Origin of the sequence: Pseudomonas fluorescens (assembly GCF_041354075.1) — a bacterium.
Lineage (GTDB): Bacteria > Pseudomonadota > Gammaproteobacteria > Pseudomonadales > Pseudomonadaceae > Aquipseudomonas > Aquipseudomonas fluorescens_CE.
On the sequence record NZ_JARZGC010000009.1, the window covers coordinates 97,838 to 121,955 of the forward strand.

17 protein-coding genes are annotated in these 24,118 nt (G+C 62.4%); 6 read left to right on the forward strand and 11 right to left on the reverse strand.

The annotated features are described in order from the left end of the window. Window positions 1–97: 97 nt before the first annotated feature. The 3 genes from QIW53_RS14140 to orn all read right to left on the reverse strand — a co-directional run bounded on the left by QIW53_RS14140 (window position 98) and on the right by orn (window position 5,510). Window positions 98–4,063 carry a dermonecrotic toxin domain-containing protein gene (locus QIW53_RS14140; protein WP_371050218.1) on the reverse strand — a complete coding sequence of 1,322 codons (3,966 nt, stop codon included), beginning with the start codon at window positions 4,061–4,063 and terminating at the stop codon, window positions 98–100. 164 nt (window positions 4,064–4,227) lie between these two features. Beyond that, window positions 4,228–4,839, reverse strand: a complete 612-nt coding sequence (locus QIW53_RS14145) for a trimeric intracellular cation channel family protein (RefSeq protein WP_371050220.1) — start codon at window positions 4,837–4,839, stop codon at window positions 4,228–4,230. A gap of 128 nt (window positions 4,840–4,967) precedes the next feature. After that, window positions 4,968–5,510 carry an oligoribonuclease gene (orn, locus tag QIW53_RS14150; RefSeq protein ID WP_192307698.1) on the reverse strand — a complete coding sequence of 181 codons (543 nt, stop codon included), beginning with the start codon at window positions 5,508–5,510 and terminating at the stop codon, window positions 4,968–4,970. A gap of 107 nt (window positions 5,511–5,617) precedes the next feature. Here orn and rsgA point away from each other — a divergent pair, with 107 nt between their 5' ends. Beyond that, on the forward strand, window positions 5,618–6,649 hold the full coding sequence (rsgA, locus tag QIW53_RS14155) for a small ribosomal subunit biogenesis GTPase RsgA (RefSeq protein ID WP_371050221.1): 1,032 nt from the start codon (window positions 5,618–5,620) through the stop codon (window positions 6,647–6,649). A gap of 298 nt (window positions 6,650–6,947) precedes the next feature. On the opposite strand, the gene motB is transcribed toward rsgA, so the two are convergent. Both motB and motA read right to left on the reverse strand, forming a co-directional pair. Next, window positions 6,948–7,976, reverse strand: a complete 1,029-nt coding sequence (gene motB / locus QIW53_RS14160) for a flagellar motor protein MotB (RefSeq protein WP_371050222.1) — start codon at window positions 7,974–7,976, stop codon at window positions 6,948–6,950. A 3-nt stretch (window positions 7,977–7,979) separates the two neighbouring features. Then, on the reverse strand, window positions 7,980–8,831 hold the full coding sequence (gene motA, locus QIW53_RS14165) for a flagellar motor stator protein MotA (protein ID WP_371050223.1): 852 nt from the start codon (window positions 8,829–8,831) through the stop codon (window positions 7,980–7,982). 166 nt (window positions 8,832–8,997) lie between these two features. On the opposite strand from motA, the gene QIW53_RS14170 reads away from it, so the two are divergent. The 4 genes from QIW53_RS14170 (at window position 8,998) to QIW53_RS14185 (ending at window position 14,260) form a co-directional block, all read left to right on the forward strand. Continuing rightward, window positions 8,998–10,536, forward strand: coding sequence for an HDOD domain-containing protein (locus QIW53_RS14170; protein ID WP_371050224.1), 1,539 nt, complete (start codon window positions 8,998–9,000; stop codon window positions 10,534–10,536). 39 nt (window positions 10,537–10,575) lie between these two features. After that, window positions 10,576–11,400, forward strand: a complete 825-nt coding sequence (locus tag QIW53_RS14175; protein ID WP_371050226.1) for a rhodanese-like domain-containing protein — start codon at window positions 10,576–10,578, stop codon at window positions 11,398–11,400. Between the two features lie 9 nt (window positions 11,401–11,409). Further along, on the forward strand, window positions 11,410–12,270 hold the full coding sequence (gene asd, locus QIW53_RS14180) for an archaetidylserine decarboxylase (protein ID WP_371050227.1): 861 nt from the start codon (window positions 11,410–11,412) through the stop codon (window positions 12,268–12,270). Window positions 12,271–12,472: 202 nt separating this feature from the next. Beyond that, window positions 12,473–14,260 (forward strand): molecular chaperone, encoded by a 1,788-nt coding sequence (locus QIW53_RS14185; protein ID WP_371050228.1) that lies wholly within the window; start codon window positions 12,473–12,475, stop codon window positions 14,258–14,260. A gap of 147 nt (window positions 14,261–14,407) precedes the next feature. Here the strand turns inward: QIW53_RS14185 and serB are convergent, their stop codons facing one another. Next, window positions 14,408–15,622 carry a phosphoserine phosphatase SerB gene (gene serB, locus QIW53_RS14190; protein WP_371050229.1) on the reverse strand — a complete coding sequence of 405 codons (1,215 nt, stop codon included), beginning with the start codon at window positions 15,620–15,622 and terminating at the stop codon, window positions 14,408–14,410. A 135-nt stretch (window positions 15,623–15,757) separates the two neighbouring features. Here serB and QIW53_RS14195 point away from each other — a divergent pair, with 135 nt between their 5' ends. After that, window positions 15,758–17,284, forward strand: a complete 1,527-nt coding sequence (locus QIW53_RS14195; protein ID WP_371050230.1) for an AhpA/YtjB family protein — start codon at window positions 15,758–15,760, stop codon at window positions 17,282–17,284. A gap of 204 nt (window positions 17,285–17,488) precedes the next feature. Here the strand turns inward: QIW53_RS14195 and QIW53_RS14200 are convergent, their stop codons facing one another. From QIW53_RS14200 to parE, 5 genes are all read right to left on the reverse strand, one after another. Beyond that, complete coding sequence (locus QIW53_RS14200; RefSeq protein ID WP_371050231.1) at window positions 17,489–18,202, reverse strand: PqiC family protein; 714 nt, start codon at window positions 18,200–18,202, stop codon at window positions 17,489–17,491. 177 nt (window positions 18,203–18,379) lie between these two features. Continuing rightward, window positions 18,380–20,647 (reverse strand): DNA topoisomerase IV subunit A, encoded by a 2,268-nt coding sequence (gene parC, locus QIW53_RS14205; protein ID WP_371050232.1) that lies wholly within the window; start codon window positions 20,645–20,647, stop codon window positions 18,380–18,382. Window positions 20,648–20,654: 7 nt separating this feature from the next. Continuing rightward, on the reverse strand, window positions 20,655–21,179 hold the full coding sequence (locus QIW53_RS14210) for a retropepsin-like aspartic protease family protein (protein ID WP_371050234.1): 525 nt from the start codon (window positions 21,177–21,179) through the stop codon (window positions 20,655–20,657). Beyond that, window positions 21,176–22,165 (reverse strand): esterase-like activity of phytase family protein, encoded by a 990-nt coding sequence (locus QIW53_RS14215; RefSeq protein ID WP_371050235.1) that lies wholly within the window; start codon window positions 22,163–22,165, stop codon window positions 21,176–21,178. Before QIW53_RS14215 ends, QIW53_RS14210 begins: the two co-directional genes overlap by 4 nt. Continuing rightward, window positions 22,165–24,069: a DNA topoisomerase IV subunit B gene (gene parE / locus QIW53_RS14220; protein ID WP_371050236.1), complete on the reverse strand. Its 1,905-nt coding sequence runs from the start codon at window positions 24,067–24,069 to the stop codon at window positions 22,165–22,167. Before parE ends, QIW53_RS14215 begins: the two co-directional genes overlap by 1 nt. Window positions 24,070–24,118: the final 49 nt, after the last annotated feature.

The following is a 24,118-nucleotide window of genomic DNA, read 5'->3' on the forward strand; positions in this document are numbered from 1 at the left end:
GCAAACAGCTTTTAAAAGCTCAATAGAGGCATGTATTTCCAACTGAAACAACAACTTGATAACAACAACTTGATAACAACAACTGCTTTCCGATCAATCAACCAACTTCATCGTCCGACTCGGCATCACTTAGTCCGCTATCACTGGTTTCGACATCACTTTCATCTTCCCAGATCACCTCACCATCCGAATCAAATTGAATCGATATCTGCCTGTCCAGACTCGCACCAGCCAAATAATCAGCAATATTCTTTCTGCTCGACTCACTCAGCGGATTATCACGAAAAATGTAAATAACCTTCTGCGTATCGTCCACCTCGAACAGCTCCTCTGGCAGCGAAACAATCCGGTTGTCACTCAAATCGGCCAGGCGTAGCCGTTGCAACTCGAACAAGCCTTGCGGAACCACCTCCAGCCCGGTGTTGTTCAGACTCAATGTCTCCAGGTCTTTCATGTAGCCAAGATAAGGCGCAAGACCCAGCGGGTTGTTCGCCAGGTCCAGCTCTGTCAGCCGCTCCATGTGCGCGAGCCCCTCGGCAGTGGCGTCGTTCAGTCGCAGGTTGCAGTTGTCCAGGTTGAGGATCTGCAGCTCAGGCATGCGGAATGTTTCAACTGGAAAGGCGTCCAGCCGCACGCCCCGCAGCGTCAGGAATTTCAGGTTCGGGAAGCCTTCGAGAAAGGTGCCCGCCCGCAGATGGGGGCTGTGGTTGATCAGCACGAACTCCTCCACGTGGCTGAAATCGGCTGACAGCGCGGGCAGGTCGCCGAGAATGTCCAGCTTGTAGAAGAAGCGGTTTCTGTCGAACCGGTTGTTGTCGGTCAGGCGTCGGCTCCAGTTCGCCTGGATTTCCGTGGCAAATCCAGCCCTGCGCTGACGTTGTACAGCCAACTCATCGGCAGACAGCGTGATGCCGGTGACTGGGTGAGTTGTCGGCACCTCTGCTACCCACAGCTCCAGCTGGTTAACCAGCTGGACGTATTGGTTTTCCAGGCCCGCGATGGCCAGCAGCGGATCACCGACCAAGCGCTCGCGGCGCAGCGTGGCGATCTCTTCTTCCGGCAGGGTCGGATACAGCGCACGCAAGCGCTGTTCGACGGGGCGCGGTGACGGCGGCACGTAATCACCGCCCCCGCGAAGATAGCCCGTACGCCCGACAGCCAGGCGCATCGGCGAATGCGTGCCCGGTTCGACGGTCGGTTGCCCCAGCAGCGCCCGCAACTGCGCACGCGGCAGCAAGGCCTGCTCCCTGAGCGCCTGCTTGAGCTGCGCGCCCTGCCCCACACCTGGCAATACCAGCGCCTGGCGCTGGGCGTCCGGCAAGGCATGCATCACCGCGCCATACAGGTCGTCGAAACCGTGCAGCTCCGCGCCCGAAGCGTCGTGCGCCTGGTACTGCCCCTGCCGTCTGACCAGCACTTTGTGCACAGGCGCGTCGGGACGACCGATGGCGTCGACCACTGCCCCTTCGAAGTGCCCGTCGCGCACCTCGATGCGCACCTCGGGCGACCACCCAGCCAGGGTTTCGAGGCTGTGCAGCGCCAAGGTGTCGGTATCGGCACAAGCAACCGAGTCCAGGTACAACCCTTCATAAGCCCTGCTGAGCCGGATCTCGCGCAGGTAAAACAACGCCTCGTGGGCCATCGATCGGGGAATGCCCGGTTGATGCCGCAGTTGCAACTGATCAGTGACAGGCGCATGACCGACAATCTCTTCAGCAGCGATTTTCGGCAGCGTTGGAAAGATCCGCCGCAGCTGCTGGATGTGTTGCTCGTCACTCTGCTCAAACGAGGCTTCGGCCGCGTCGAACAACTCGACGCGGCTTTCTTGCGCCCAGCGTGCCAGGTTGCGCCGCAGCAACCTGACGCGTTCCTCCCAGGTAGGCAGCGCATCACCGAAGGCGGGGCTGGTGCCCAGCAGTCTCTTCAGCGTCGCGTCGTCCATTGACTCAACGATACCGGGCACCAGGTCGCCGTCCGCCAGCGAGGACGCTTGAATCTCGACGCCCTGGGCGCGCAGCAAGTGCGCCTGCATCTGAGGGTCAGCCTTGGCATTGATCGTCGGATCGGCGCTCTGCAACTGCTCGATAAACGTCTGAATCCGCTGCTCGAGCTTGAAGCGCCGAAGGGTGTCTTCGAGCAAGGCCGGCGGACGTCGGGTGTGAACATGCATATGGCGCAGCACCGGTTCATCGATGCCACTCACAGCAAGGATGCGCGCCGCCATGGCGTCGGAGAAGTCTGCTGCCGAATGCCCCAGACGACGAAACAGCTGGGCGCCCTGCCACTCCATGGGGCGCTCGACTTCATGGGCCCAGGCGCCAGCGCCGTTATGCTGCAGCCTTGGTTTGTAGGCGTCCGGTCGTTGGGGGTGGCGAATACGGTAGGTGCCGTCCACAGCCTCGACTTCGTAGTGTTTGCCGTCCAGAGGCAGCAGCGTCGCGCCGCCCTCGCTGTGCAGTCCGAGTTCATCGGGCGGTGTTTCGCCAGATAACTCCGAACGATGTTCATAGGGGGTGAGGTCCGGGTTCCACAGGCGCTTGTTGCCGCCGCCGAGATCGACCTTCTTCAGGCTGTCGACAAAAGGCGCGGGCCTGAACGCAAGCAATTTGCCAGCGATCGCGCCGCCGACTGCAAACGCGCCGAGCTGTACGAGGTTTTCGGACACCGCCAGCAGGTGCTCGCACGCCTCGCTTACCTGCCCTTCGGACCAGTCCAGAATGCCGGTAAAGGTGTCATCGAGCAGTTGATAGACGGTGTAGGCCAACATGAGCGGCCCCAGGAACGGCACGAACGGCATGGCAACGAACGAAGCCACCTCAAGCACGACGGTGGCCACTTTCTCCAGCCTGTCCCAATGTTCCCAGCGTGATTGGCGATCCTCATCCGCCGTCGGCACCGCCATGGCCCGTGCATCATTGAGAACCTTGTTCAGCTTCGATTGATACAGCCAGGTCCAGAGCGGATCCCGGACGACCTGCACCTGCAGCCTGAGATTGGGCACGGACACCGGTGTTTCCTGCCAGGCCGGCCCGGTTTCGCCGGCTGCCAGCCGGTGCCAGGTCACCGTGGTCAGCGCCCCGTTCAGCGCCGCAAAAAAGGCGCCGCGCTGGTCATGGGCGACAAAACGGGCAAAAAAGCGCTGGTAATCGACACTGCGCAAGCTCCGTGTCAGGTCCAGGGTGAAATCGGCCGCGCTGGTGTAGGTTTTCAGAGGATGCGCGGGGTCATCCGGGATATAGACGATCACCGGCTCTACGCCGTCGGCACTGCCCGACGCCGTAGAAAAAACCACGATGCCGGTCAAGTCAGCGCCCAGGATCTGCAACTGATGAGCGCGGGCGACCTTGGCGCCCACCCTCAGCGTTTGTGCACCGTCGAGCAGCCCCAGAAGCCGGGCCTGCTCGCCATCGCTGATGTCACCTTTCATGCGTGCCAGCATTGCCGCGACCCTGAACTGGTCCTGCTGGCTGTTGATGACCTTGTGCGCCAACACGGCCTTGACCATGGCGTCGGTGGGCAGCAGCAACTCTCCAAGTTGTCGCTGGTAACGAGCACCGATGTCCAGGCGTCGACACAACGAGGTGAAGGCTTCAATACTCAGGCGATTATTGATGGGCAGAACTTCAAACTGCTTTAAATCATCAGGCTCGCTGATAAAGCACGAGGCGCTATCAAAGTAGCCATTGGCGGTTTCCTTTTTTTCGAAGTTAAGCAAGGCCGCATCCAGCAAGGAGAGCGTCTTGATGCGGTAACCCACCAGCAGGCCTTTGGGGATATAGAGCCGCAGGAAGGTTTTGCGGACATCCAGCTCAAGTCCGAACTGGCTTTTCAAGGCATCACGCAGCAAAGGTTCGGCGAATGTACGGACGTCCGCGAGCCCGTCGAACAGGCGATCCACCGTGTTCTGTGAACGCCAGGCACGCTTGACGGCGACCTTCAATGCAGCATGGTGGGCGACAGACGCCGAGCGGTAGTCCTCGGCAAAGTCCAGTCGGGCCGACTTCAAGGCCAGCCGCCGGTGCATCGGCGCCTTGATCAGCCAATCGGGGATCGAGTTTTCCATGAAGTGATGATGTGAGCCGGCAGGCTCCTGCACGGCAGATGGAACGGACATATCAATAACCTGAGGACGGTGGTAGACCGCAGGTTATTCAATGCCCTCATCCGGCATGCCCTAACTATATACCGCCGCCCTGCGCATTCTGTTTGCGAACATTGCGACCCTGCTCACTGTTCATCGTTGTAGACGAACTTTGGCATTTCCCAATGAAAACGAATGGCCAACAGGCGCAACAGAAAGCCACCGAACAAAGTGATCAGAATCGCCTGTTCGCCGGGAAGTTGCAGGTGGATGCAGAGCATGTAGCACCAGGCTGCCGCGAACGACACGCTGGCGTAGAGTTCGCGCCGGAAGATCAGCGGGATGTCGTTGCAGAAGATGTCGCGCAGGATGCCGCCGAACACCCCGGTGATCACGCCACTCACCGACGCCACCAGCATGCCATGGCCCATTTCCAGGGCCGTCATGCAGCCGATCAGGGTGAAGGCCACCAACCCCACGGCGTCGAGCACCAGAAACAGCGAACGCAGGTGACGCATCCAGCGTGCCGTGAAGACGGTGACCATCGCCGCAATCGAGGTCAGCACCAGGTATTCCGGGTGTTTGACCCACGTCAGCGGGTAATGGCCGAGCAATACGTCCCTGGCCGAACCACCGCCCAACGCCGTGATGCAGGCGATCAGCACCACGCCAAACCAGTCCATGCCGCGCCGACCGGCGGACAAGGCGCCGGTCATGGCTTCGGCGGTAATGGCGATCAGGTAGAGCATCAACAGCATGGGGCGGTCCTTGCGGAGGGCAATCGTCGGCGGGAGCCGCCATCGCGAGCAGGCTCGCTCCCACAGGGATCTCGTGAACACTGAAGATCCGGTGTGGGAGCGAGCCCGCTCGCGATGGGGTCAAGCCGTCAGAACTTGATGAAATGCTTGCGGTAATGCTGCAACTCGGCAATCGATTCGCGAATATCGTCCAGCGCCAGGTGGGTGCTGCCCTTCTTGAAACTGTCGCGTACATCCGGCGCCCAGCGCGCGGCCAGTTCCTTGAGGGTCGAGACGTCGAGGTTGCGGTAGTGGAAGAAGCTTTCCAGGGCTTTCATGTGGGTATAAAGGAAGCGACGATCCTGGCAGATGCTGTTGCCGCAGATCGGCGACTTGCCCTTGGGCACCCACTGCTCCAGGAAGGCGATGGTTTGCGCTTCCGCTTCGGCCATGCTGATGCGGCTCTCGCGAACGCGCTGGGTCAGGCCCGAATTGCCGTGGGTGCGGGTGTTCCACTCGTCCATGGTGGCGAGGACTTCGTCACTGTGGTGGATGGCGATCACCGGACCTTCGGCCAGGGTGTTGAGCTCACTGTCGGTGACGATGGTGGCCATTTCGATGATGACGTCGGTGTCAGGGTTCAGACCGGTCATTTCCAGGTCGATCCAGATCAGGTTTTGCGCGTTTTGCATGTGTCGGCTCCTAGGCAATGCTGCGCAGTTTAGCTTAGGCAGGCGGCCGGGCGTGCTAAACTCGCGGCCGTTTTACCTAATCGCTGTATTCTTCATACGGAACACCCATGGCCAAACGCCAACTCAATCGTCGTCAAAACTGGCGCATCGAAAAGATTCAGGGCGAACGCGCTGCCCGCGCCGCCAAACGCGAGTCCTCGGCTGTCGAGGCACTTGAAGGTGGCGACCTGGGTCCGGAACAGACCGGCCTGGTGATCGCGCACTTCGGCGTGCAGGTCGAAGTCGAAGCGCTGGATGGCGAGTTGGCGGGCCAGGTGTGCCGCTGCTACCTGCGCGCCAACCTGCCGGCGCTGGTGACGGGCGACCAGGTCGTGTGGCGTGCCGGCAACCAGGGCATCGGTGTGATCGTGGCGCAACTGCCGCGTAAAACCGAACTCTGCCGCCCGGACAGCCGTGGCCAGCTCAAGCCGGTAGCGGCCAACGTCGACATGATCGTCATCGTCTTCGCGCCACTGCCCGAGCCCCACGCCAATTTGATCGACCGCTATCTGGTGGCGGCCGAACACGCCGGCATTCGGCCATTGTTGCTGCTCAACAAATTCGACCTGATCGACGAACACAACGCCCCAGCCCTCAACGCCCTGCTCGCGGTGTACCGCAGCCTGGGTTATCCGGTGCTGGAAGTGTCGGCGCACCACGGCAACGGCATGGAACAACTGCAACAGAAGCTGGACGCACGCATCAGCGTGTTCGTCGGCCAGTCCGGTGTGGGCAAGTCATCGCTGGTCAACAGCCTGCTGCCGGACGTCGACACCCGCGTCGGCCCGCTGTCCGAACTGTCCGGCCAGGGCACCCACACCACCACCACCGCGCGGCTGTTCCACTTCCCCGGTGGCGGCGAGCTGATCGACTCCCCCGGCATCCGCGAATTCGGCCTCGGCCACGTCAGCCGAGCCGACGTCGAAGCCGGCTTCATCGAGTTCAACGACCTGATCGGCACCTGCCGCTTCCGCGACTGCAAGCACGACCGCGAACCGGGTTGCGCCCTGCTCAAGGCATTGGAAGAAGGCCGGGTGCACCAGCAACGGATGAACAGTTATCGGTCGATCATTGCGAGTTTGCCGGAGAGTAGTTACTAGCAGCAGATCGCTGCCATATCGCCGCACCTGTGGGAGCTGGCTTGCCAGCGATGATCATGGACGATGACGTTGGCGACCTGACACCCTGCGGCGATTTCAAATTTTTCGCGAGCATGCTCGCTCCTACAGGGCCATCGCCTTACCTGTGGGAGCGAGCCTGCTCGCGATGGTCGTCAACGATGACGCTGGGAACCTGACTGCAGCGGTCTCGGGTTCTTCGCGAGCATGCTCGCTCCTACAGGGGGCCAGGGGCTGGATCGCACAAAAAAACCGACATCGCTGTCGGTTTTTTTGTGGATCACTGTTTCGGCGCTTCCGGCGGTTTCGGCGCCGGGTCGTCGAACAGGTTCAGGCGTTCGCGAAGCTCGTGGGCCGGCAGGGGTTCCTTTTCCGGCGGCAGCGCGTTCGGATCGGCTGGCGTGGCCGGCACTTCGCCGGGGCCGCCCTGGCCTTGTGTCGGTTCCGGAGCCGGCTCGGCACCTTGCGAGCCTTCGATCGCGCGCTGGGCCTTCTTGGTCAGCACAATGATGTCGATCCGGCGGTTGACCGGGTTGAGCGGGTTCTCGCGGTCGAACAGCGCCGACGAGGCATAACCCACCACCCGCGCCACTTGCTGGTCAGGGTAACTGCCGGCCACCAGCGCGCGACGTGCGGCGTTGGCGCGGTTGGCCGAGAGCTCCCAGTTACCGAAATCGCCGGTGCCGGCGTACGGCTTGGCATCGGTATGACCGCTGATGCTGATCTTGTTCGGCACCGCCTTGATGGTGTCGGCCATGGCCAGCAGGATGTCTTCGAAATAGGGCTTCAGACGCGCACTGCCGGAGTCGAACATCGGGCGGTTCTCGGCGTCCACGATCTGGATGCGCAAGCCGTCGGTGGTGATCTCGAACAGGATCTGGTCCTTGAACTTCTGCAGTTGCGGGTTCTCTTCAACCTTGTTCTGCAGCTCCTGCAGCAACAGCTCGAGCCGTTCCTTCTCGACCATCTCGGCCATGCCTTCGACCTGTTCGGCGTCGACGGTCACCTTGTCGGGCTGTGGCTGGGACTTGACCTCGGGGTTGAGGGTGTTTTCCGGCGCCAGGGTCGGCGAACCGCCCAGGTCGATGATGTAGGGCGTGCCACTCTCGGAGAAACCGACCGGGTCCTTGAAGTAACCGGCGATGGCGATCTTCTGCTCCGGGGTGGCGGTGGACAGCAGCCACAACACCAGGAAGAACGCCATCATCGCCGTCGCGAAGTCGGCGAAGGCGATTTTCCAGGCGCCCCCGTGGTGCCCGCCGGCAATGCGCTTGACGCGCTTGACGATTATCGGCTGATTATTTTCCATGGCTTAGCGACCGCGAACCGCTTGTTCCAGCTCAGCGAAGCTAGGGCGGTGCGCCGGGTACAGAACCTTGCGCCCGAACTCCACGGCCAGCGACGGCGGCATGCCGGACGCCGAAGCCACCAGGGAGGCCTTGATCGCTTCATACACGTTCAGCTCTTCCTTGGCATCGTGGGCCAGGGAATGGGCCAGCGGGCCGAAGAAACCGTACGCAGCAAGAATACCGAAGAAGGTACCCACCAGTGCCGCACCCACGTGCAGGCCGATGGACGCCTGGTCACCCTCGCCCAGGGACGCCATGGTCACCACGATACCCAGTACCGCCGCGACGATACCGAAACCCGGCATGCCGTCGGCGATGCCGTTCACCGCATGGGACGGATGCTCCAGGTCTTCCTTGAGGCTGTAGAGTTCCATGTCGAACAGGCCTTCCAGCTCATGGGGCGCCATGTTGCCGGACGACATGATGCGCAGGTAATCGCAGATGAACGCGGTCATGCGTTCGTCCTTGAGCACGGCCGGGTATTTGGCAAAGATCGGGCTGGCGGCCGCGTCTTCGATATCGCCCTCGATGGCCATCATGCCTTCGCGGCGGCTTTTGTTGAGGATCTCGTAAACCAGGCCCAGCACTTCCAGGTAGAAGGTGTGGCTGAAACGCGAACCGAACATGCTCAGGGACTTCTTGAGCACGTGCATGGTCATGTAACCGGGGTTGGCCTGCAGGAATGCACCCAGGGCCGCGCCCCCGATGATCATGACCTCGAAAGGCTGAATAAGGGCGGCAATTTTGCCGTGGGAGAGCACGTATCCGCCGAGCACGCTCGCGAATACGACGATGATGCCGATAATTTTAGCCATAGGTAGGAGAGCACTTACTGAGTCGGGTTCAAGGTCATATTCGGAAGTTAAAAAATCTCTTCTTCTACTTATCGGCAAAACTGCGCCAGACTATAGCCAGTTCAGGCGAAAAGCCAATTTGACCCTTTCAGGGCACAGGTAATGCAGACGATGATCACGTCCAACCATGGCTAATGAAACGAACGTTGCAACCCCAAAACCGACCACGCTCGAAGGCTGGGTAAAGCTTCTCGACGGCGTTCGCCTGCCTGTCCCGCAAGCCAGCCACGACCGGGTTTGCAAGGCACTGGCCGACAATCGCAGCTCGTTGCGCGACATCGCCGACCTGATGCAGGACAGCCCCGCCCTCGCCCTGAGCGTGATTCGCGAAGCCAACCGGCAGACTCACGGCACCATGGCCGCGCCTGCGGAAAACCTTGAAGTGGCGATCACCCGGCTGGGCCTGGCGCGCACCGAAGAGTTGCTCGCACGCTTGCCCGCGATGCCTGAATCGCAAATTCCCGTGACCCTGCGCCAGTTGCAATTGATCAGTCAGCACGCGACCCAGCAGGCCAACGGCTTTTTCGCCGCGCGCCTGGCCCGACTGTGGCAGGACATCCACTGGGGCAGCCTGTTGTTCCTGTCGCCGTTATGGCCACTGGCATTGACCCATCCGCAATTGCTCGAAGAGTGGGAGCTGCGGGTCATCTATAAAGGTGAATCGACACGTAACGTCGAGAAACAATTGTTTGGCGTGCCCTTGCTGAAAATCGCCCGCAAGCTGGTCGAGACCTGGCACCTGCCAATCTGGGTGCAGCAGGGTTACAAACTGCTGCTCGAGGAGCAACGGGAGCTGGTGCAGGTCCTGCGCATCGCCCGTGACGTCGATCACCCGCTGCGCCAGCAGAACCGTCTCGACGACGATCCGACCTTGCGTCGCTGGCTCAATCAACCGGCCAACACCGTGTTGCTGGCCAACGGCCTGGCGCTGTCCGCGCAGCAGTGCTGGGAATGTCCGCACAGTGAGCGCTGGCAATACCTGACCAGTCTCTACCTGCAGATGCCCATGGACGAGTTACAGCAACAACTGCACCAGCAGGCGGCGAACAGCGCTCGCCAACACGCGCGCCCGGACCTCTGGCACCCGGCCGTTTCGTTGCTGTGGCCGTGGGGCACCCAGCGCGTTCCCGCCGGCCTGCTCGCCGCCCCGGCACCGACCACCGAAGACCTGGCCAAGTGGCGCGGGCACTGTGCCGAACTGTTGGTAGAACCCAGCCGTTTCAGCAACGCCATGCACTTGACCCACTCGGCCCGGGACGCCCTGGTCGCGTGTGGCATGCGCCGGGTGATGATACTGATGGCCGACCGCACGCACGCCAACCTGCGGGTGCACCAGACCGCCGGGCTGCCCAAGGAGGCCGCCGGCCTGAATTTCGTGGTCAGCCAGAGCTCCGTGTTGCAACGCCTGCTGGCGCAGCAGGCCCAGGTGCGTATCACGCCGGCCAACAACGCGCAGTTTTCAGCGTTGCTGCCGCCCGGCCTGCGCGCCCAATTTCGCGGCGAACACCTGCTGCTGCGCTCGCTGGTGAACAACGGCCGGGTGATCATGATCGTCGTGGCTGACCAGGGTGGCGGGCCGTTTTCGGACATCACCGTGCAGGCGTTCGGCAAAACCGCGCAGTGCATCGAGAAAGCGCTGCACAGCTTTAGCCATCGCGGCCAATGACCCGTTACAATCCTCCCTTTTGTGCCCTGGAGACCTCACATGTCTGACTTCTCTGGCTTGCCGCTGGTGATCGAACCGAGCGACTTGCTCTCTCGCCTCGACGCCCGTGAACTGATTCTGGTGGACCTGACCAGCAGCGCCCGCTATGCCGAAGGGCATATTCCCGGTGCGCGCTTCGTCGACCCCAAACGCACGCAACTCGGTCAGCCGCCCGCGCCGGGCCTGATGCCGCCCCAGGCAGCGCTCGAAACGTTGTTCGGCGAACTGGGGCACAACCCCGATGCGGTCTACGTGGTCTATGACGACGAAGGCGGCGGCTGGGCCGGGCGTTTCATCTGGTTGCTGGATGTCATCGGCCACTCGCGCTATCACTACCTCGACGGTGGCCTGACCGCGTGGCTGGCGGAAGGCTCGCCGATGTCGATCCAGGTCCCGCCAGCAGTAGGCGGCCCGGTTTCGTTGACCCTGCACGACGAACCCACCGCCACCCGCGAATACCTGCAAAGCCGCCTGGGCGCGGCTGACCTGGCGATCTGGGACGCGCGCGGGCCGCTGGAATACTCCGGCGAGAAAGTCCTGGCGGCCAAGGGGGGACACATTCCCGGCGCGGTCAATTTCGAATGGACCGAGGGCATGGACCCGAGGCGCAACCTGCGCATCCGCACCGACATGCCGCAGATTCTGGAACAACTCGGGATCACCAAGGACAAAGAAGTCATTACCCACTGCCAGACGCACCACCGTTCTGGCTTCACCTATCTGGTGGCCAAGTCCCTCGGTTATCCGCGGGTCAAGGGCTACGCCGGCTCCTGGGGCGAATGGGGCAACCACCCCGACACCCCCGTCGAGATTCAAGGTTTTTAAGGACAGTCAATGAACAAGCGTCTATTTATTCTCAGCCAATACCTGCTGCCTCACCATTTGCTTTCGCGACTGGCCGGCTGCGTCGCCGAGTGCCGCGTGCGCTGGTTCAAGAATGCCTTCACCGCGTGGTTCGCAAAGCGTTACCAAGTGGACATGTCACAGGCCCTGGTCGAAGACTTGACCGCCTATGAGCACTTCAACGCCTTCTTCACCCGCGCCCTCAAGGACGGTGCCCGTCCACTGGACGAAACACCGGGCGCGATCCTCAGCCCGGCCGATGGCGCGGTCAGCCAGCTCGGCCCGATCGAGCACGGTCGCGTGTTCCAGGCCAAGGGCCACAGCTTCAGCGTGCTCGAATTGCTGGGCGGCGACTCGGCCAACGCGGCACCGTTCATGGGCGGTGATTTTGCCACCATCTACCTGTCGCCCAAGGATTACCACCGCGTGCACATGCCATTGGCCGGTACGCTGCGCGAAATGGTCTACATCCCGGGACGCATCTTCTCGGTCAACCAGACCACCGCTGAAAACGTTCCGGAGCTGTTTGCCCGCAACGAGCGCGTGGCGTGCATTTTCGACACCGAGCGCGGCCCGATGGCCGTGGTGCTGGTGGGTGCGATGATCGTGGCATCGATTGAAACCGTGTGGGCTGGCCTGGTGACACCACCAAAACGCGAGCTGAAAACCTTCCGCTACGACGAAGCCGCCCGCGCGCCGATCCACCTGGAAAAGGGCGCTGAACTGGGTCGCTTCAAGCTGGGTTCGACGGTGGTCCTGCTGTTCGGCCCGGATCAGGTCAAATGGGTCGAAGAACTGGCCGCCCTTTCCCCGGTGCAGATGGGCCAGGGGCTGGGCCTGGCGAAGGCGTAAACCCCTGACTCTGCAGGAGCATGCTCGCGATGGACGTCAACGATAACGTGGGTAGTCTGATACCCAGCGGTGTTCCTGCGACCATCGCGAGCATGCTCGCTCCTACAGGGGGGGGTGTGGAATTTGTGTAACCCTTCATCTGTCCATAGCTGCTAGAGTCGAACCGTTTACTGTCCACTTTCAGGCTGGAGTTGTTTACGGCATGGATGAAACCAGTCCCCACCTGCTTCTGCGGGCCCCGACGCCCACGCAGTCGCGCCTGTCATTTTGCGAAGCCACCCCGCGTGACCTCAAACGCTGGATCGCCGATTTGCCCAAGGCCAATATCGGCGAAACCGCGCGCCGGCTCTATCAGGGCCTGAGCGAACTCAACCAGTTGCTGACCCCCAGTGACAACCGGCTCCAACTCCTCGAACTGCTGCGGCCCGAGGTGTACTACGTCTGCAAGCACCTGGAGCGGCATTTTCTGCACCAGTCGATCGTCCTCGATGAACGCTCGCGCAAGATCGCCAATCTCTGCCAGGCGCTGCAAGGCCACCTGGCGATGGGCTACAAACAAATCATCGTGCGCATCGCCCCACGCTTCAGCAAGGACCGCGCACCGCTGCTGACCCAGGCGTTGCAACGGGCGATGCACGGCCTCAACGGCTCACTGGTGCGCGCCACCGAACTCTACAGCCCGGTGCCGGATGGCCTCTGGCTGGAACTGCACCAGCTCTACCGAATCGCCTGCACCCATCGTCTTCAGCGCCTGAACGTGCGGGACGAGCTGGCCAGCCAGACGCAAAACCTGAGCATCGAGCAGACGTATCTGGCGGCCCTGCTGCTGGGCGCCGCCCGCTGCAACCAACTGCGCCAGAGCCAGATTGCGCGGCTCGCGGAGGTGCTGGAGCCCTGGAGCCAACGGCTCAAGCTGGAACCGCAGACATCGGCCAGTGGCTTGTTCGCCGTCGCGCCGGCGCTGGATGTCGGCCCACGGTATCGGTCCAAATTCCGCCCCGAGCAGTTGGACAGCCTGCTCGCTGTCGATCCGCAGCCGCTGGTCGCGGCTATCGAAGCCCATATGAAAAACAGCGACAGCCCGACACCACTGCCCGTACCGGCAGGGCTGAGCCTGGATACGCTGCAGCACCTGAGCGCCGCCTGGGGCCAGGCGGTCGAACGCAGTTTCCAGCGTACGGCCAGTCAGGGCACCCTGAACCTGTGCGTGGGCATGAGCGCGCTGCACTTCTACCTGGGCGGCCAACGCCCCTTCAGCGAGATCCTGAAAAATCCCGGCGCCGGGCGCGCGCAGTTCAAGGCCAGCGAGCCCACCGGGCGAGACAAGGATCACTGGCGCGATGCGTTCGATGCGGCGCCCCAGGGCACCGCCGATGCGATGCTGCCCTATGAGGAAATCGAGTACCCGCAGTTGCAGGTGGACGACGGTCAGGAGTATTACGACCAGAATCGCCACTTTCCGACCTATGCCCTGCCAGTGATCAATCACAGCCCCGGCGGCTATTGCCTGGCGTGGCCGGGTGAGGTGCCCGCCGAATTGCAGGCGGGTGAAATGGTCGGTATCGAGGACTCGGCCGGGGCTGGCTGGAGCATCGCGGTGGTGCGCTGGATTCGCCAGGTGCGCGGTGGAGGTACACAAATGGGCATCGAGCAAGTTGCGCCCCACGCCGAGCCTTGCGGTCTGCAACTGGTGCGCAGCCGGGACGAACACAGCCATTACCTGCGCGGCCTGCTGTTGCCGGCCATCAGCGCCGTCGATCAGCCTGCCACCCTGCTCGCACCGCGACTGCCCTTTCAGGAAGGCAACAAAGTGCTGATCAACACCAACGGCGAAGAACGCCGGGCCGGTCTGGATCGACGGGTGGCGAGCACCAACAGCTTCAATCAGTTCGCCTACCGTTCACTGGAGGCGGCCAGAAACGAGAGCGCCGCAGGCCGCGACGCGGTCAGCTCGGAAGAGGATTTTGATTCGTTGTGGAAGACGCTTTGACCTTCGGCTCCTGAACCGCTATCGCGAGCCGGCTCGCTCCCACAGGTCGAGTGTTGAACACAGGTTTTGTGTACGACCTCAACCTGTGGGAGCGGGCTTGATCTGGGCGGCATTCCGACGATGGGGCCAGATCAAGCAGCCTGAATCTCAGAGCTGCCCATCCCGATCGCGAAAGCCCAGCAGGTACAACACGCCATCGAGTCCCAGCGTGGAAATCGCCTGCTTTGCCGACTGCTTGACCAGTGGCTTGGCACGGAACGCCACGCCCAGGCCGGCGATGGCCAGCATCGGCAGGTCGTTGGCGCCGTCGCCCACGGCGATGGTCTGCTCCAGGCGCAAGCCTTCCTTGATCGCCAGCTCCTTGAGCAGATCGGCCTTGCGCTGCGCATCGACGATCGGCTCGACCGCGACGCCAGTGACCTTGCCGTCCACCACTTCCAGCTCATTGGCGAACACGTAGTCGATGCCCAGCTTGGCCTGCAATTGTTTGGCGAAGTAGGTGAAACCACCCGACAGGATCGCCGTCTTGTAGCCCAGGCGCTTGAGCTCGGCGAACAGGGTTTCGGCGCCTTCGGTCAGGCGCAGCGAGGCGCCGATCGAATCCAGCACGCCAACGTCCAGGCCCTTGAGCAACGCCAGGCGCTCCTTGAAGCTGGCCCGGAAATCCAGCTCACCCGCCATCGCCCGTTCGGTGATGGCCGAGACCTGGTCCCCCACGCCGGCCGCCTTGGCCAGTTCGTCGATGACTTCGGCTTCGATCAGCGTCGAGTCCATGTCGAACACCGCCAGACGACGGTTGCGGCGGAACAGTGAGTCTTCCTGGAAGGCGATGTCGACATTCAGTTCCTGGGCCACGTTGAGGAACTCGGCACGCAGCGCCTGCGGATCGGCCGCTTCGCCGCGCACCGAAAACTCGATGCAACCCTTGCCTTTGTCCGCCGGCGTATCCAGCGGCATGCGCCCGGAGAGACGATCGATGTGATCGATGTTCAGGCCATATTTGGCGGTAATCGCGCTCACTGCCTGCAATTGCCCGGCTGTCACCTTGCGGGTCAACAGCGTCACGATGTGGCGCTTCTTGCCCTGGTTGCCGACCCACTGCTGGTAATCCTCCTCGGAGACCGGTGTGAAACGCACCTGCTGGTCGAGCTCGTAGCCCTTGAACAGAATGTCCTTGAGGACCGAGCGGCCTTGCTCGGTGTCGGGAATTTCAACCAGGATGCCAAACGACAGCGTGTCGTGGATCACCGCCTGACCGATGTCGAGAATGTTCACACCACCCTGGGCCAGGACGCCGGTAATGGCCGCAGTCAGACCCGGACGATCGGATCCGGTGATGTTTATCAGGACGATTTCGCGCAAGGCGCACCCCCGCAGGTGGAAAAAAACCGCATTCTACCCACTTTCAGTGACCATCGGGCACCGTGAGCGCTTTGCCGGTCTAGGGCCTGTCGCTATACTGCGCGTCAACTTCACGGACAAAAGAGCCGAGCGCAAGTGAACCGGCCCACGCCAGTAAAAACCGATAACTTCTTTCTGCTGATCTTCCGTGCACTGCGCCACCGCCGTGTACCGATTGCATTGCGCATTGCCAGCCATAACGTGATCCTGGTCGCCCTGGCCCTGGTGATCTACGCCTGCGTGATGGGTTTGCAGTTCAAGCAGGCCATGCACGAGCAGGCGGATGCCCTGGGCGAAAGCCTGACCACGCAGACCGCCACCTCGGCCACCGAACTGCTGGTGTCCAACGACATCCTCAGCCTCAACGTGCTGCTCAACAACCTGACCAAGAACAAGCTGGTGGCCCACGCCGCCATCTACAGCGTGGATAACCGCATCCTCGCCGAATCCGGTCAGCGTCCCAAGCACGGCCTGCTGGGCGAAGCCGAGGGCATGTACCAGAGCAAGATCACCTTCCAGGACGTGACCGCCGGACAACTGCGCATCAGCCTGGACATGGACCAGTTCCAGCAGCCGATGACCATCAGCCTGCAGAGCATGGGCATCCTGAGTGCCATCCTGCTGGCGCTGTCCCTGGCCCTGAGCCTGCGCCTGGGCCGCCACCTTTCCACGCCGCTGCTGCAATTGCGCGTGTGGCTGCGCAACATCGACGAATATACGCCGGCGACCGGCCGTCAGGACGAAATTGGCGACCTGGCTCGTCAACTGCACGCCAACTTCGCACCGGAACCGGCCGAGCCCGAGCCCGTGCCGGAACCGGAATACGAGGACAGCGAATACGCCGACGCCGACGATCACGAGCCCGCCTTCGAAGTGCGCAACCTGCGCGACCCGAGCTTCGACGAGAGCAAGCCAGTCGCCGGCCTCAAACCTGCGCCTCGGCAGATCGTCAGCACCGTCGAAGACGAGGATGAAGACGAAGATCCGTTTGCCGACCTGCGCGACGAGTCGGCGCCGAGCCCGGTGATCAAGCCGCAGGTGTCCAGCGTTCCGCAGCACAGCGCCGTGCTGGCGGTACAGCTGGGCGCCCAGGACCAACTGCGTCGCCTGCCCCGGGCACGCCTGGAGGAACTGCTGGAACGCTACCGCGATTGTCTCGATCAGGCGGCGTCGCTCTATCAGAGCGAACTGCACACCCTCAACGATGGCAGCACGCTGATGCTGTTCCACACCGAGGACAGCGGCGACGATTACCTGACCAACGCCATCTGTTGCGGCGAGTTGTTGCGCGCGCTGGGCCATCAGTTGCAGATCGAAGTCGCCGACAGCGGCATCACCCTGCAATTGCAGCTGGGCCTGACCCTGGGCGATGAGTTGTTCGGCCTGAGCCAGATCGACCTGCTGCTGACCGAAACCGCCCAGGACGCCCTGGCCCTGTCGCAACACAGCCGCAACCTGCTGCTGGTGGAGCGCAGGATCAGCGACGACGCCCTGATCCGCCAGCGTGCGCGTATCCGCCCGATTGCCAGCCCCGAGGGTGCCTGCTGTGTAGAGCGCTTGATGGAGCCTTATCCGTCGATGCTCGAGCGGCAACTGGCGCGGATGCATGAGCGCCGGGCGTAAGCCTTGCCCTGCTGCAAGAAAGCCCGCAGACAAGCGATTGTCTGCGGGCTTTTTTGTTGCCTGCAACAGCGTCTTGGATTGCTGCCCAGACCAGGCCCGCTTCCACAGGCTCAGCGTGACCCACTGCAGGAGCGGACGTCAGGGCGGGCCTCAGAAACGACAAAGCCCGCAACAGGGCGGGCTTGGTCTTGAAGCCATCCGCCTTTAGAAGCGGAACACTTCCATATCGGTGCGGATCGGAGCAGCCATCGGGATTTTCGGCTGTTTCTCCTGTTCGGCTGCCGGTGCAGCAGGCTTGGCGGCAGGTTTTTTAGGCGCTTCGGCAATCGGTGGTTGGTTGGCCAGGGGCTTGAGCGCCACGGAAAGCTGTTCGGCCAGACGCTGCAACAACACGCCTTGAGCCTGTACCTGGGCTGCTGTGCCGCCTGCATGTTGCTCCTGCAGGTGCACGATGCGGTTATCACGCACCTGACCACGACGATCGATCAGGCGCCATTGCGCATCCAGGATCGCCGGTTGCGATTCACCCGAGTCCAGCCGTGTGATGGTCAGCAACACCTGAACGTCCGGGGTGAAGCCGAGGGTCGCCGGGGCCAGCACCACACGCTGGCTGTCCAGGTGACCCGCGACCTGGCGCAACAACAGCTGATCGATGTCGGAGGAAAGGCTGCCAGCCCAACGACCGTCGGTCGAAGCCTGGAGGCTGCCATCCGGTTGACGCTGCAACAGCGTCTCACGCTGCAGGTAGTCCGCAACGACCACCGGGCCCAGGAGTACGGCCATACCTGCGGCTTGCGCAGGTTGCGCCGGACTTCCGCTGTCCAGCTGGTACAGCGACACCGGTTGGTGAACGCTGCAACCCGCCAGGCCAAGAACGCCGGCGAGCATCAGAATAAAAGGAAGGCGCAGAGCAGTCATCGTCCCATCCAGGTGGTTGCCACAAGGCTCACCACAGTGAAAATACTCAATAAATATGAAGAACGCTCGGTCACACCGGCGCTTGGAAAGGGCACATCATCCGTGAATATGCGCTCCGACTCCAGCGGCAAAGCGCCGATCTACGCGTTAAATCGTAGATCGGGCGCTCTAGGACGCTTAATTGAGGTTTTCGACGAGCAGCGCATCCACCCGCTGGAAGCCACGTGGCAATTTGTTACCACGACGCCCACGTTCACCTTTGTAGTGTTCGAGGTCGTCTGCTTTCAGTGACAAGGTACGTTTTCCGGCCTGAAGCACCAAGGTAGCGCCCTCCGGCACAACGGCGATGTCCGTGACGTATTCTTCGCGATTGGCCACTCGCTCACCGGAAATGCCGATGATCTTGTTGCCTTTGCCCTTACCCAATTGTGGCAGATCGCTGATCTTGAAGATCAGCAGGCGACCTTCGGTGGTCACCGAGGCCAGCCAGTTGTTCTCACGATCGGCCACCGGACGCGGCAGGATCACTTTCGAATTGTTCGGCAGGCTCAGCAGCGCCTTGCCCGCCTTGTTCTTGGCCTGGAAGTCCTCACCCTTGACCACGAAACCGTAGCCGGCGTCGGAGGCGATCACGTACAGCGAATCGTCTTCGGGCATCAGTACGCATTCGAAACTGGCCCCTGGCGGCGGCGTCAGACGACCGGTCAACGGCTCGCCCTGGCCACGGGCCGACGGCAGCGTATGGGCGGCCACCGAGTAACTGCGCCCGGTGGAGTCGATGAACACCGCGTACTGGTTGGACCGGCCGGCCGCCAGTGCCTTGAAACCATCCCCAGCCTTGTAGGAAAGCCCGGTGGCGTCGATGTCGTGGCCCTTGGCCGAGCGCACCCAGCCCTTTTCCGACAGCACCACGCTGACTTTCTCGTTCGGCAGCAGATCGTGCTCGGTCAGCGCCTTGGCTTCGGCGCGCTCGACGATCGGCGAACGGCGGTCGTCGCCGTAGGTTTCGGCGTCCTTGATCAGTTCGCTGCGCACCAGCTTCTTCAGCTTGGCTTCGCTGCTCAGCAGGGCTTGCAGTTTGGCCTGTTCCTTGAGCAGTTCATCCTGCTCGGCACGCAGCTTCATTTCCTCCAGGCGCGCCAACTGACGCAGACGGGTGTCGAGAATGTAGTCGGCCTGGATCTCGCTCAGGGCGAAACGCTCGATCAGCGCGACCTTGGGGTGCTCCTCGGTACGGATGATATGAATCACTTCATCCAGGTTGAGGTAGGCAATCAGCAAGCCGTCCAACAGGTGCAGGCGACGCTCGACCTTGTCGAGGCGGAATTGCAGACGGCGACGCACGGTCTGGACCCGGAACTCCAGCCACTCGACCAGCAGGGCCCGCAGGTTTTTCAGCTGCGGCTTGCCGTCCAGGCCGATGATGTTGATGTTGACGCGGTAGCTCGACTCCAGCTCGGTGCTGGCGAACAGGTGCTGCATCAGTGCGTCGTGGTCGAAGTTCTTGCGCGCACCGGGAATGATCACGATCCGGCACGGGTTCTCGTGGTCGGACTCGTCACGCAGGTCGGCGATCTGCGGGGCCTTGGACGGCTTGGCCTGCATCATCGCCGCGATCTGCTCCAGCACCTTGGCCCCGGAGACCTGGTGCGGCAGCGCGGTGACTATGATGTCGCCGTCTTCGATGTGGTAGACGGCGCGCATGCGCACCGAGCCCTTGCCGGTTTCATACATCTTCAGCAGGTCGGCGCGCGGGGTGATGATTTCCGCTTCGGTCGGGTAATCCGGGCCCTGGATGTGTTCGCAGAGCTGCTCGACCGTGGCCTTGGGCTCATCGAGCAAGCGCACGCACGCCGACGCCACTTCACGCAGGTTGTGCGGCGGTACGTCGGTGGCCATGCCCACGGCGATGCCGGTGGTGCCGTTGAGCAGGATGTTCGGCAAACGTGCCGGCAACACCAGGGGTTCTTCGAGGGTGCCGTCGAAGTTCGGCCCCCAGTCCGCCGTGCCCTGGCCCAGCTCGCTGAGCAGCACTTCGGAATAGCGCGACAGCCGCGCTTCGGTGTATCGCATGGCGGCGAAGGACTTGGGATCGTCCGGCGCCCCCCAATTACCCTGGCCATCGACCAGCGTGTAGCGGTAGCTGAACGGCTGGGCCATCAGGACCATGGCTTCGTAGCAGGCCGAATCGCCGTGCGGGTGGAACTTGCCGAGCACGTCACCGACGGTACGCGCCGATTTCTTGTGCTTGGAATCGGCATCCAGCCCCAACTCGCTCATCGCGTAGACGATGCGTCGCTGTACCGGTTTCAGGCCGTCGCCGATATGCGGCAGGGCACGGTCCATGATCACGTACATGGAGTAGTTGAGGTAGGCATTTTCGGTGAAGTCAGACAGTGACCGGCGTTCTACACCGTCCAGGCTGAGATCAAGGGAGTCGCTCATGCGGGCCTCATCGGTTAGTTGTCTGGCGCAGCAGCAGGGTGCCACCGCGCTGGGTAAATTCAAGTTTGTTCAGTGCGCTCATGCCCAGCAGCACCTGATTGCCATCCAGGCCGGGCGCGACCAGCGCGCGGACATCGCGCAAGACGATGTCGCCGACCTGCAAGCGATCGATACGGGTTCGATAACCCTGGCTCAGACCGTTTGCCGTGCTCAGGGTCACCCCGAAGCCTTCTTCCAGTTTCAAGCGTTTGGCCAGATCAGCGGGGATCGACACGTCCGTCGCCCCGGTGTCCAGCATGAAGTCCACCGGCTGACCGTTGATCTGGCCGCTGGCGACGAAGTGTCCCTGTTGATTGCTCACCAGTTTCACTTCAATGAAACCATCACCCTGCTGCGAGCTGACCACCACATTGGGGTTGTTCTGGCGCGCTTCCCATTCGCCGAAAAACCGCGTGGCCAGGAACAGCCCGGCACACCAGGCCAGAATCAGCAACACCCGGCCGGCGCGTTTGCCCGGCGGTTGCGCGCTCATGGCGCGGCGCTCCAGCCACCCACAGGCGCGGCAAAGCGCCAGACGATCGGGCGCCGCTCGCCATCGGCACGGACACCGTTGTTGTTATCGATGCCGACCCACGCCCCGTCGGCGTCCACGACCAGCGCCTCCGCCAGGCCGTATTCCTGGGAATAACGCCGATGCGCCTGCAACGCCTCGTCGGCAAACGACCAGCAGCGTTCGACCCTGGCCGTCATCGCGTCGCGCCGGCAAATCTCGAACTTGTTGCGTTCGAGGGTGAACAGCTTGCCGTTGTACAAGGACAGATCGGCAAAGTCCCGCGATACCGCCTTGGCCTTGGGAAAACTCGCTGGCTGCATCTCCACGCCCGCCTCGCTCAGCAGTACACAACCGCCGTCGCATTCCCAGACCGTCTGCTGGCGCTTGATGCGCAGCAGGCCACGGCTCTCGCGCTCCGCCGCCAACCACATCTGATCGCCGGCCGGGCTGATGGCCAGGCCTTCGAACAGCGCGTTGAAATGCAACAGCATGCCGCTGGCCCGCGCTTCACGAACCAGCAACGGCGAGATCTTCAGCCAGGACGCAGGCCCGGCAGACGGGACTTGCAGCACGGCGGCATGCGCTTCGCTGACAATGTAGCGATTGCCGGCGCTGTCGCAGGTAATGCCTTCGAAATCCAGGTCGCCGCCCCGCACGAACGAGGCAACCCAGGTCCGTGCACGCAGGCCCCAGGGTAATCCGCTGTCCGGCACCGGTGGGACCTCGATCGGCACGGTCTGCGCCTGCCAGACCCCGTCGTTGGGGTCGAGGCGGTAGATCTGGTCGTCGTCACGATCCGATACCGTCCACAATTGCTGGCCGCACTGCGCCAGCCCGGACAGGTTGCCGCCGCGCATGCCCTCCACGGGATGCTCGGACAACAGGCGCAACGCCGGTGCCGGTTCGGCCAACGCCGAACCACAGCCCAGAAGCAACGCACACACCAGGGCAAAGCCAACCCGCATCAGCCAAGAACCTCGGCCAGGTTGCCTTTGGATTCAAGCCAGTTCTTGCGATCGCCCGCACGTTTCTTCGCCAGCAGCATGTCCATGACTTCGGTCGTGGCTTCGAAATCGTCCAGGGTGAGCTGCACCAGGCGCCGGGTGTTCGGGTCCATGGTGGTTTCACGCAACTGGGGCGGGTTCATTTCACCCAGACCCTTGAATCGGGTGACCTGCGGCTTGCCGCGTTTCTTCTCGGCCACCAGGCGGTCAAGAATCCCGTCGCGCTCGGCTTCATCGAGGGCGTAGTAGATTTCCTTGCCCAGGTCGATCCGGTACAGCGGCGGCATGGCGACGTAGACGTGGCCGGCATCGACCAGCGCGCGGAAATGCTGGACGAACAAGGCGCACAGCAGTGTAGCGATGTGCAGGCCGTCGGAGTCGGCGTCGGCGAGGATGCAGATCTTGCCGTAACGCAGCTGGCTCATGTCCGCCGCGCCGGGATCGACACCGATGGCCACGGCTATGTTGTGCACTTCCTGGCTGGCCAGCACTTCGCTGCCATCGACTTCCCAGGTGTTGAGGATCTTGCCGCGCAACGGCAGGATGGCCTGGAATTCCTTGTCCCGCGCCTGCTTGGCCGAACCGCCGGCGGAATCACCTTCCACCAGAAACAGCTCGGAACGCATCGGGTCCTGCCCGGCGCAGTCGGCCAGCTTGCCCGGCAGTGCCGGTCCTTGGGTGATGCGCTTGCGCTCGACCTTCTTGCTGGCCTTGAGGCGCCGGCCAGCGTTGTTGATCGCCAGCTCGGCGAGCAACATGCCGGTTTCCGGGTTGGCGTTGAGCCACAGGCTGAACGCATCCTTGACCACCCCGGAGACGAACGCCGCCGCTTCCCGGGACGACAGACGCTCTTTGGTCTGGCCGGAGAATTGCGGTTCCTGCATCTTCATCGACAGCACGAAAGCAATGCGTTCCCAGACGTCTTCCGGCGCCAGCTTGACGCCGCGCGGCAACAGGCTGCGGAACTCGCAGAACTCGCGCATCGCGTCGAGCAGGCCCTGGCGCAAACCGTTGACGTGGGTACCGCCCTGGGCAGTCGGAATCAGGTTGACGTAGCTTTCCTGAACGCTGTCGCCACCCTCGGGCAGCCACAGCAGCGCCCAGTCCACCGCTTCCTTGTTACCGGCCAGGCTGCCGCAGAACGGCTCGTTCGGCAGGCGCTCGAACTCGCTGACCGCATCGACCAGGTACGAACGCAGGCCGTCTTCGTAATGCCACTCGACTTTCTCGCCGGTGCCCTTGTCTTCGAAGCTGACCAGCAGCCCCGGGCACAGAACGGCCTTGGCCTTGAGCACGTGCTTGAGGCGGCTGATGGAAAATTTCGGTGAATCGAAATACTTCGGGTCCGGTGCGAAGAAGACGCTGGTACCGGTGTTGCGCTTGCCGACGCTGCCGACCACTTCCAGTTCGGTTTTCTTGAAACCGTCGGCGAAGGTCATCTGGTATTCGTTGCCGTCGCGCTTGACGCGCACCCGCACTTCGGTCGACAGGGCGTTGACCACGGAAATACCCACCCCGTGCAAACCGCCGGAGAACTGGTAGTTCTTGTTGGAAAACTTGCCGCCCGCGTGCAGCTTGGTGAGGATCAGCTCGACGCCCGATACGCCCTCTTCCGGGTGAATGTCCACGGGCATGCCACGGCCATCGTCGCTGACTTCCAGCGAATGGTCGGCGTGCAGGATGACCTGCACCGACGAGGCGTGACCGGCCAGGGCTTCGTCGACGCTGTTGTCGATGACTTCCTGGGCAAGGTGGTTCGGCCGACTGGTGTCGGTGTACATGCCGGGGCGTTTGCGCACCGGGTCGAGGCCCGAGAGGACTTCGATGGCGTCTGCGTTATAAGAGCTAGCGCTGGGAGTGGCCATGGGGTCTCGTCGTCCGTCTGTATGAAAAGTGATCGATGAAAAAGAGGCG

Excerpts from the sequence above, each read along its gene's own strand:
- QIW53_RS14140 (WP_371050218.1), bottom strand. The coding sequence starts at position 4,063 with ATGGAAAACTCGATCCCCGATTGGCTGATCAAGGCGCCGATGCACCGG.
- QIW53_RS14145 (WP_371050220.1), bottom strand. The coding sequence starts at position 4,839 with ATGCTGTTGATGCTCTACCTGATCGCCATTACCGCCGAAGCCATGACC.
- orn (WP_192307698.1), bottom strand. The coding sequence starts at position 5,510 with ATGCAAAACGCGCAAAACCTGATCTGGATCGACCTGGAAATGACCGGT.
- rsgA (WP_371050221.1), top strand. The coding sequence starts at position 5,618 with ATGGCCAAACGCCAACTCAATCGTCGTCAAAACTGGCGCATCGAAAAG.
- motB (WP_371050222.1), bottom strand. The coding sequence starts at position 7,976 with ATGGAAAATAATCAGCCGATAATCGTCAAGCGCGTCAAGCGCATTGCC.
- motA (WP_371050223.1), bottom strand. The coding sequence starts at position 8,831 with ATGGCTAAAATTATCGGCATCATCGTCGTATTCGCGAGCGTGCTCGGC.
- QIW53_RS14170 (WP_371050224.1), top strand. The coding sequence starts at position 8,998 with ATGGCTAATGAAACGAACGTTGCAACCCCAAAACCGACCACGCTCGAA.
- QIW53_RS14175 (WP_371050226.1), top strand. The coding sequence starts at position 10,576 with ATGTCTGACTTCTCTGGCTTGCCGCTGGTGATCGAACCGAGCGACTTG.
- asd (WP_371050227.1), top strand. The coding sequence starts at position 11,410 with ATGAACAAGCGTCTATTTATTCTCAGCCAATACCTGCTGCCTCACCAT.
- QIW53_RS14185 (WP_371050228.1), top strand. The coding sequence starts at position 12,473 with ATGGATGAAACCAGTCCCCACCTGCTTCTGCGGGCCCCGACGCCCACG.
- QIW53_RS14200 (WP_371050231.1), bottom strand. The coding sequence starts at position 18,202 with ATGACTGCTCTGCGCCTTCCTTTTATTCTGATGCTCGCCGGCGTTCTT.
- parC (WP_371050232.1), bottom strand. The coding sequence starts at position 20,647 with ATGAGCGACTCCCTTGATCTCAGCCTGGACGGTGTAGAACGCCGGTCA.
- QIW53_RS14210 (WP_371050234.1), bottom strand. The coding sequence starts at position 21,179 with ATGAGCGCGCAACCGCCGGGCAAACGCGCCGGCCGGGTGTTGCTGATT.
- QIW53_RS14215 (WP_371050235.1), bottom strand. The coding sequence starts at position 22,165 with ATGCGGGTTGGCTTTGCCCTGGTGTGTGCGTTGCTTCTGGGCTGTGGT.
- parE (WP_371050236.1), bottom strand. The coding sequence starts at position 24,069 with ATGGCCACTCCCAGCGCTAGCTCTTATAACGCAGACGCCATCGAAGTC.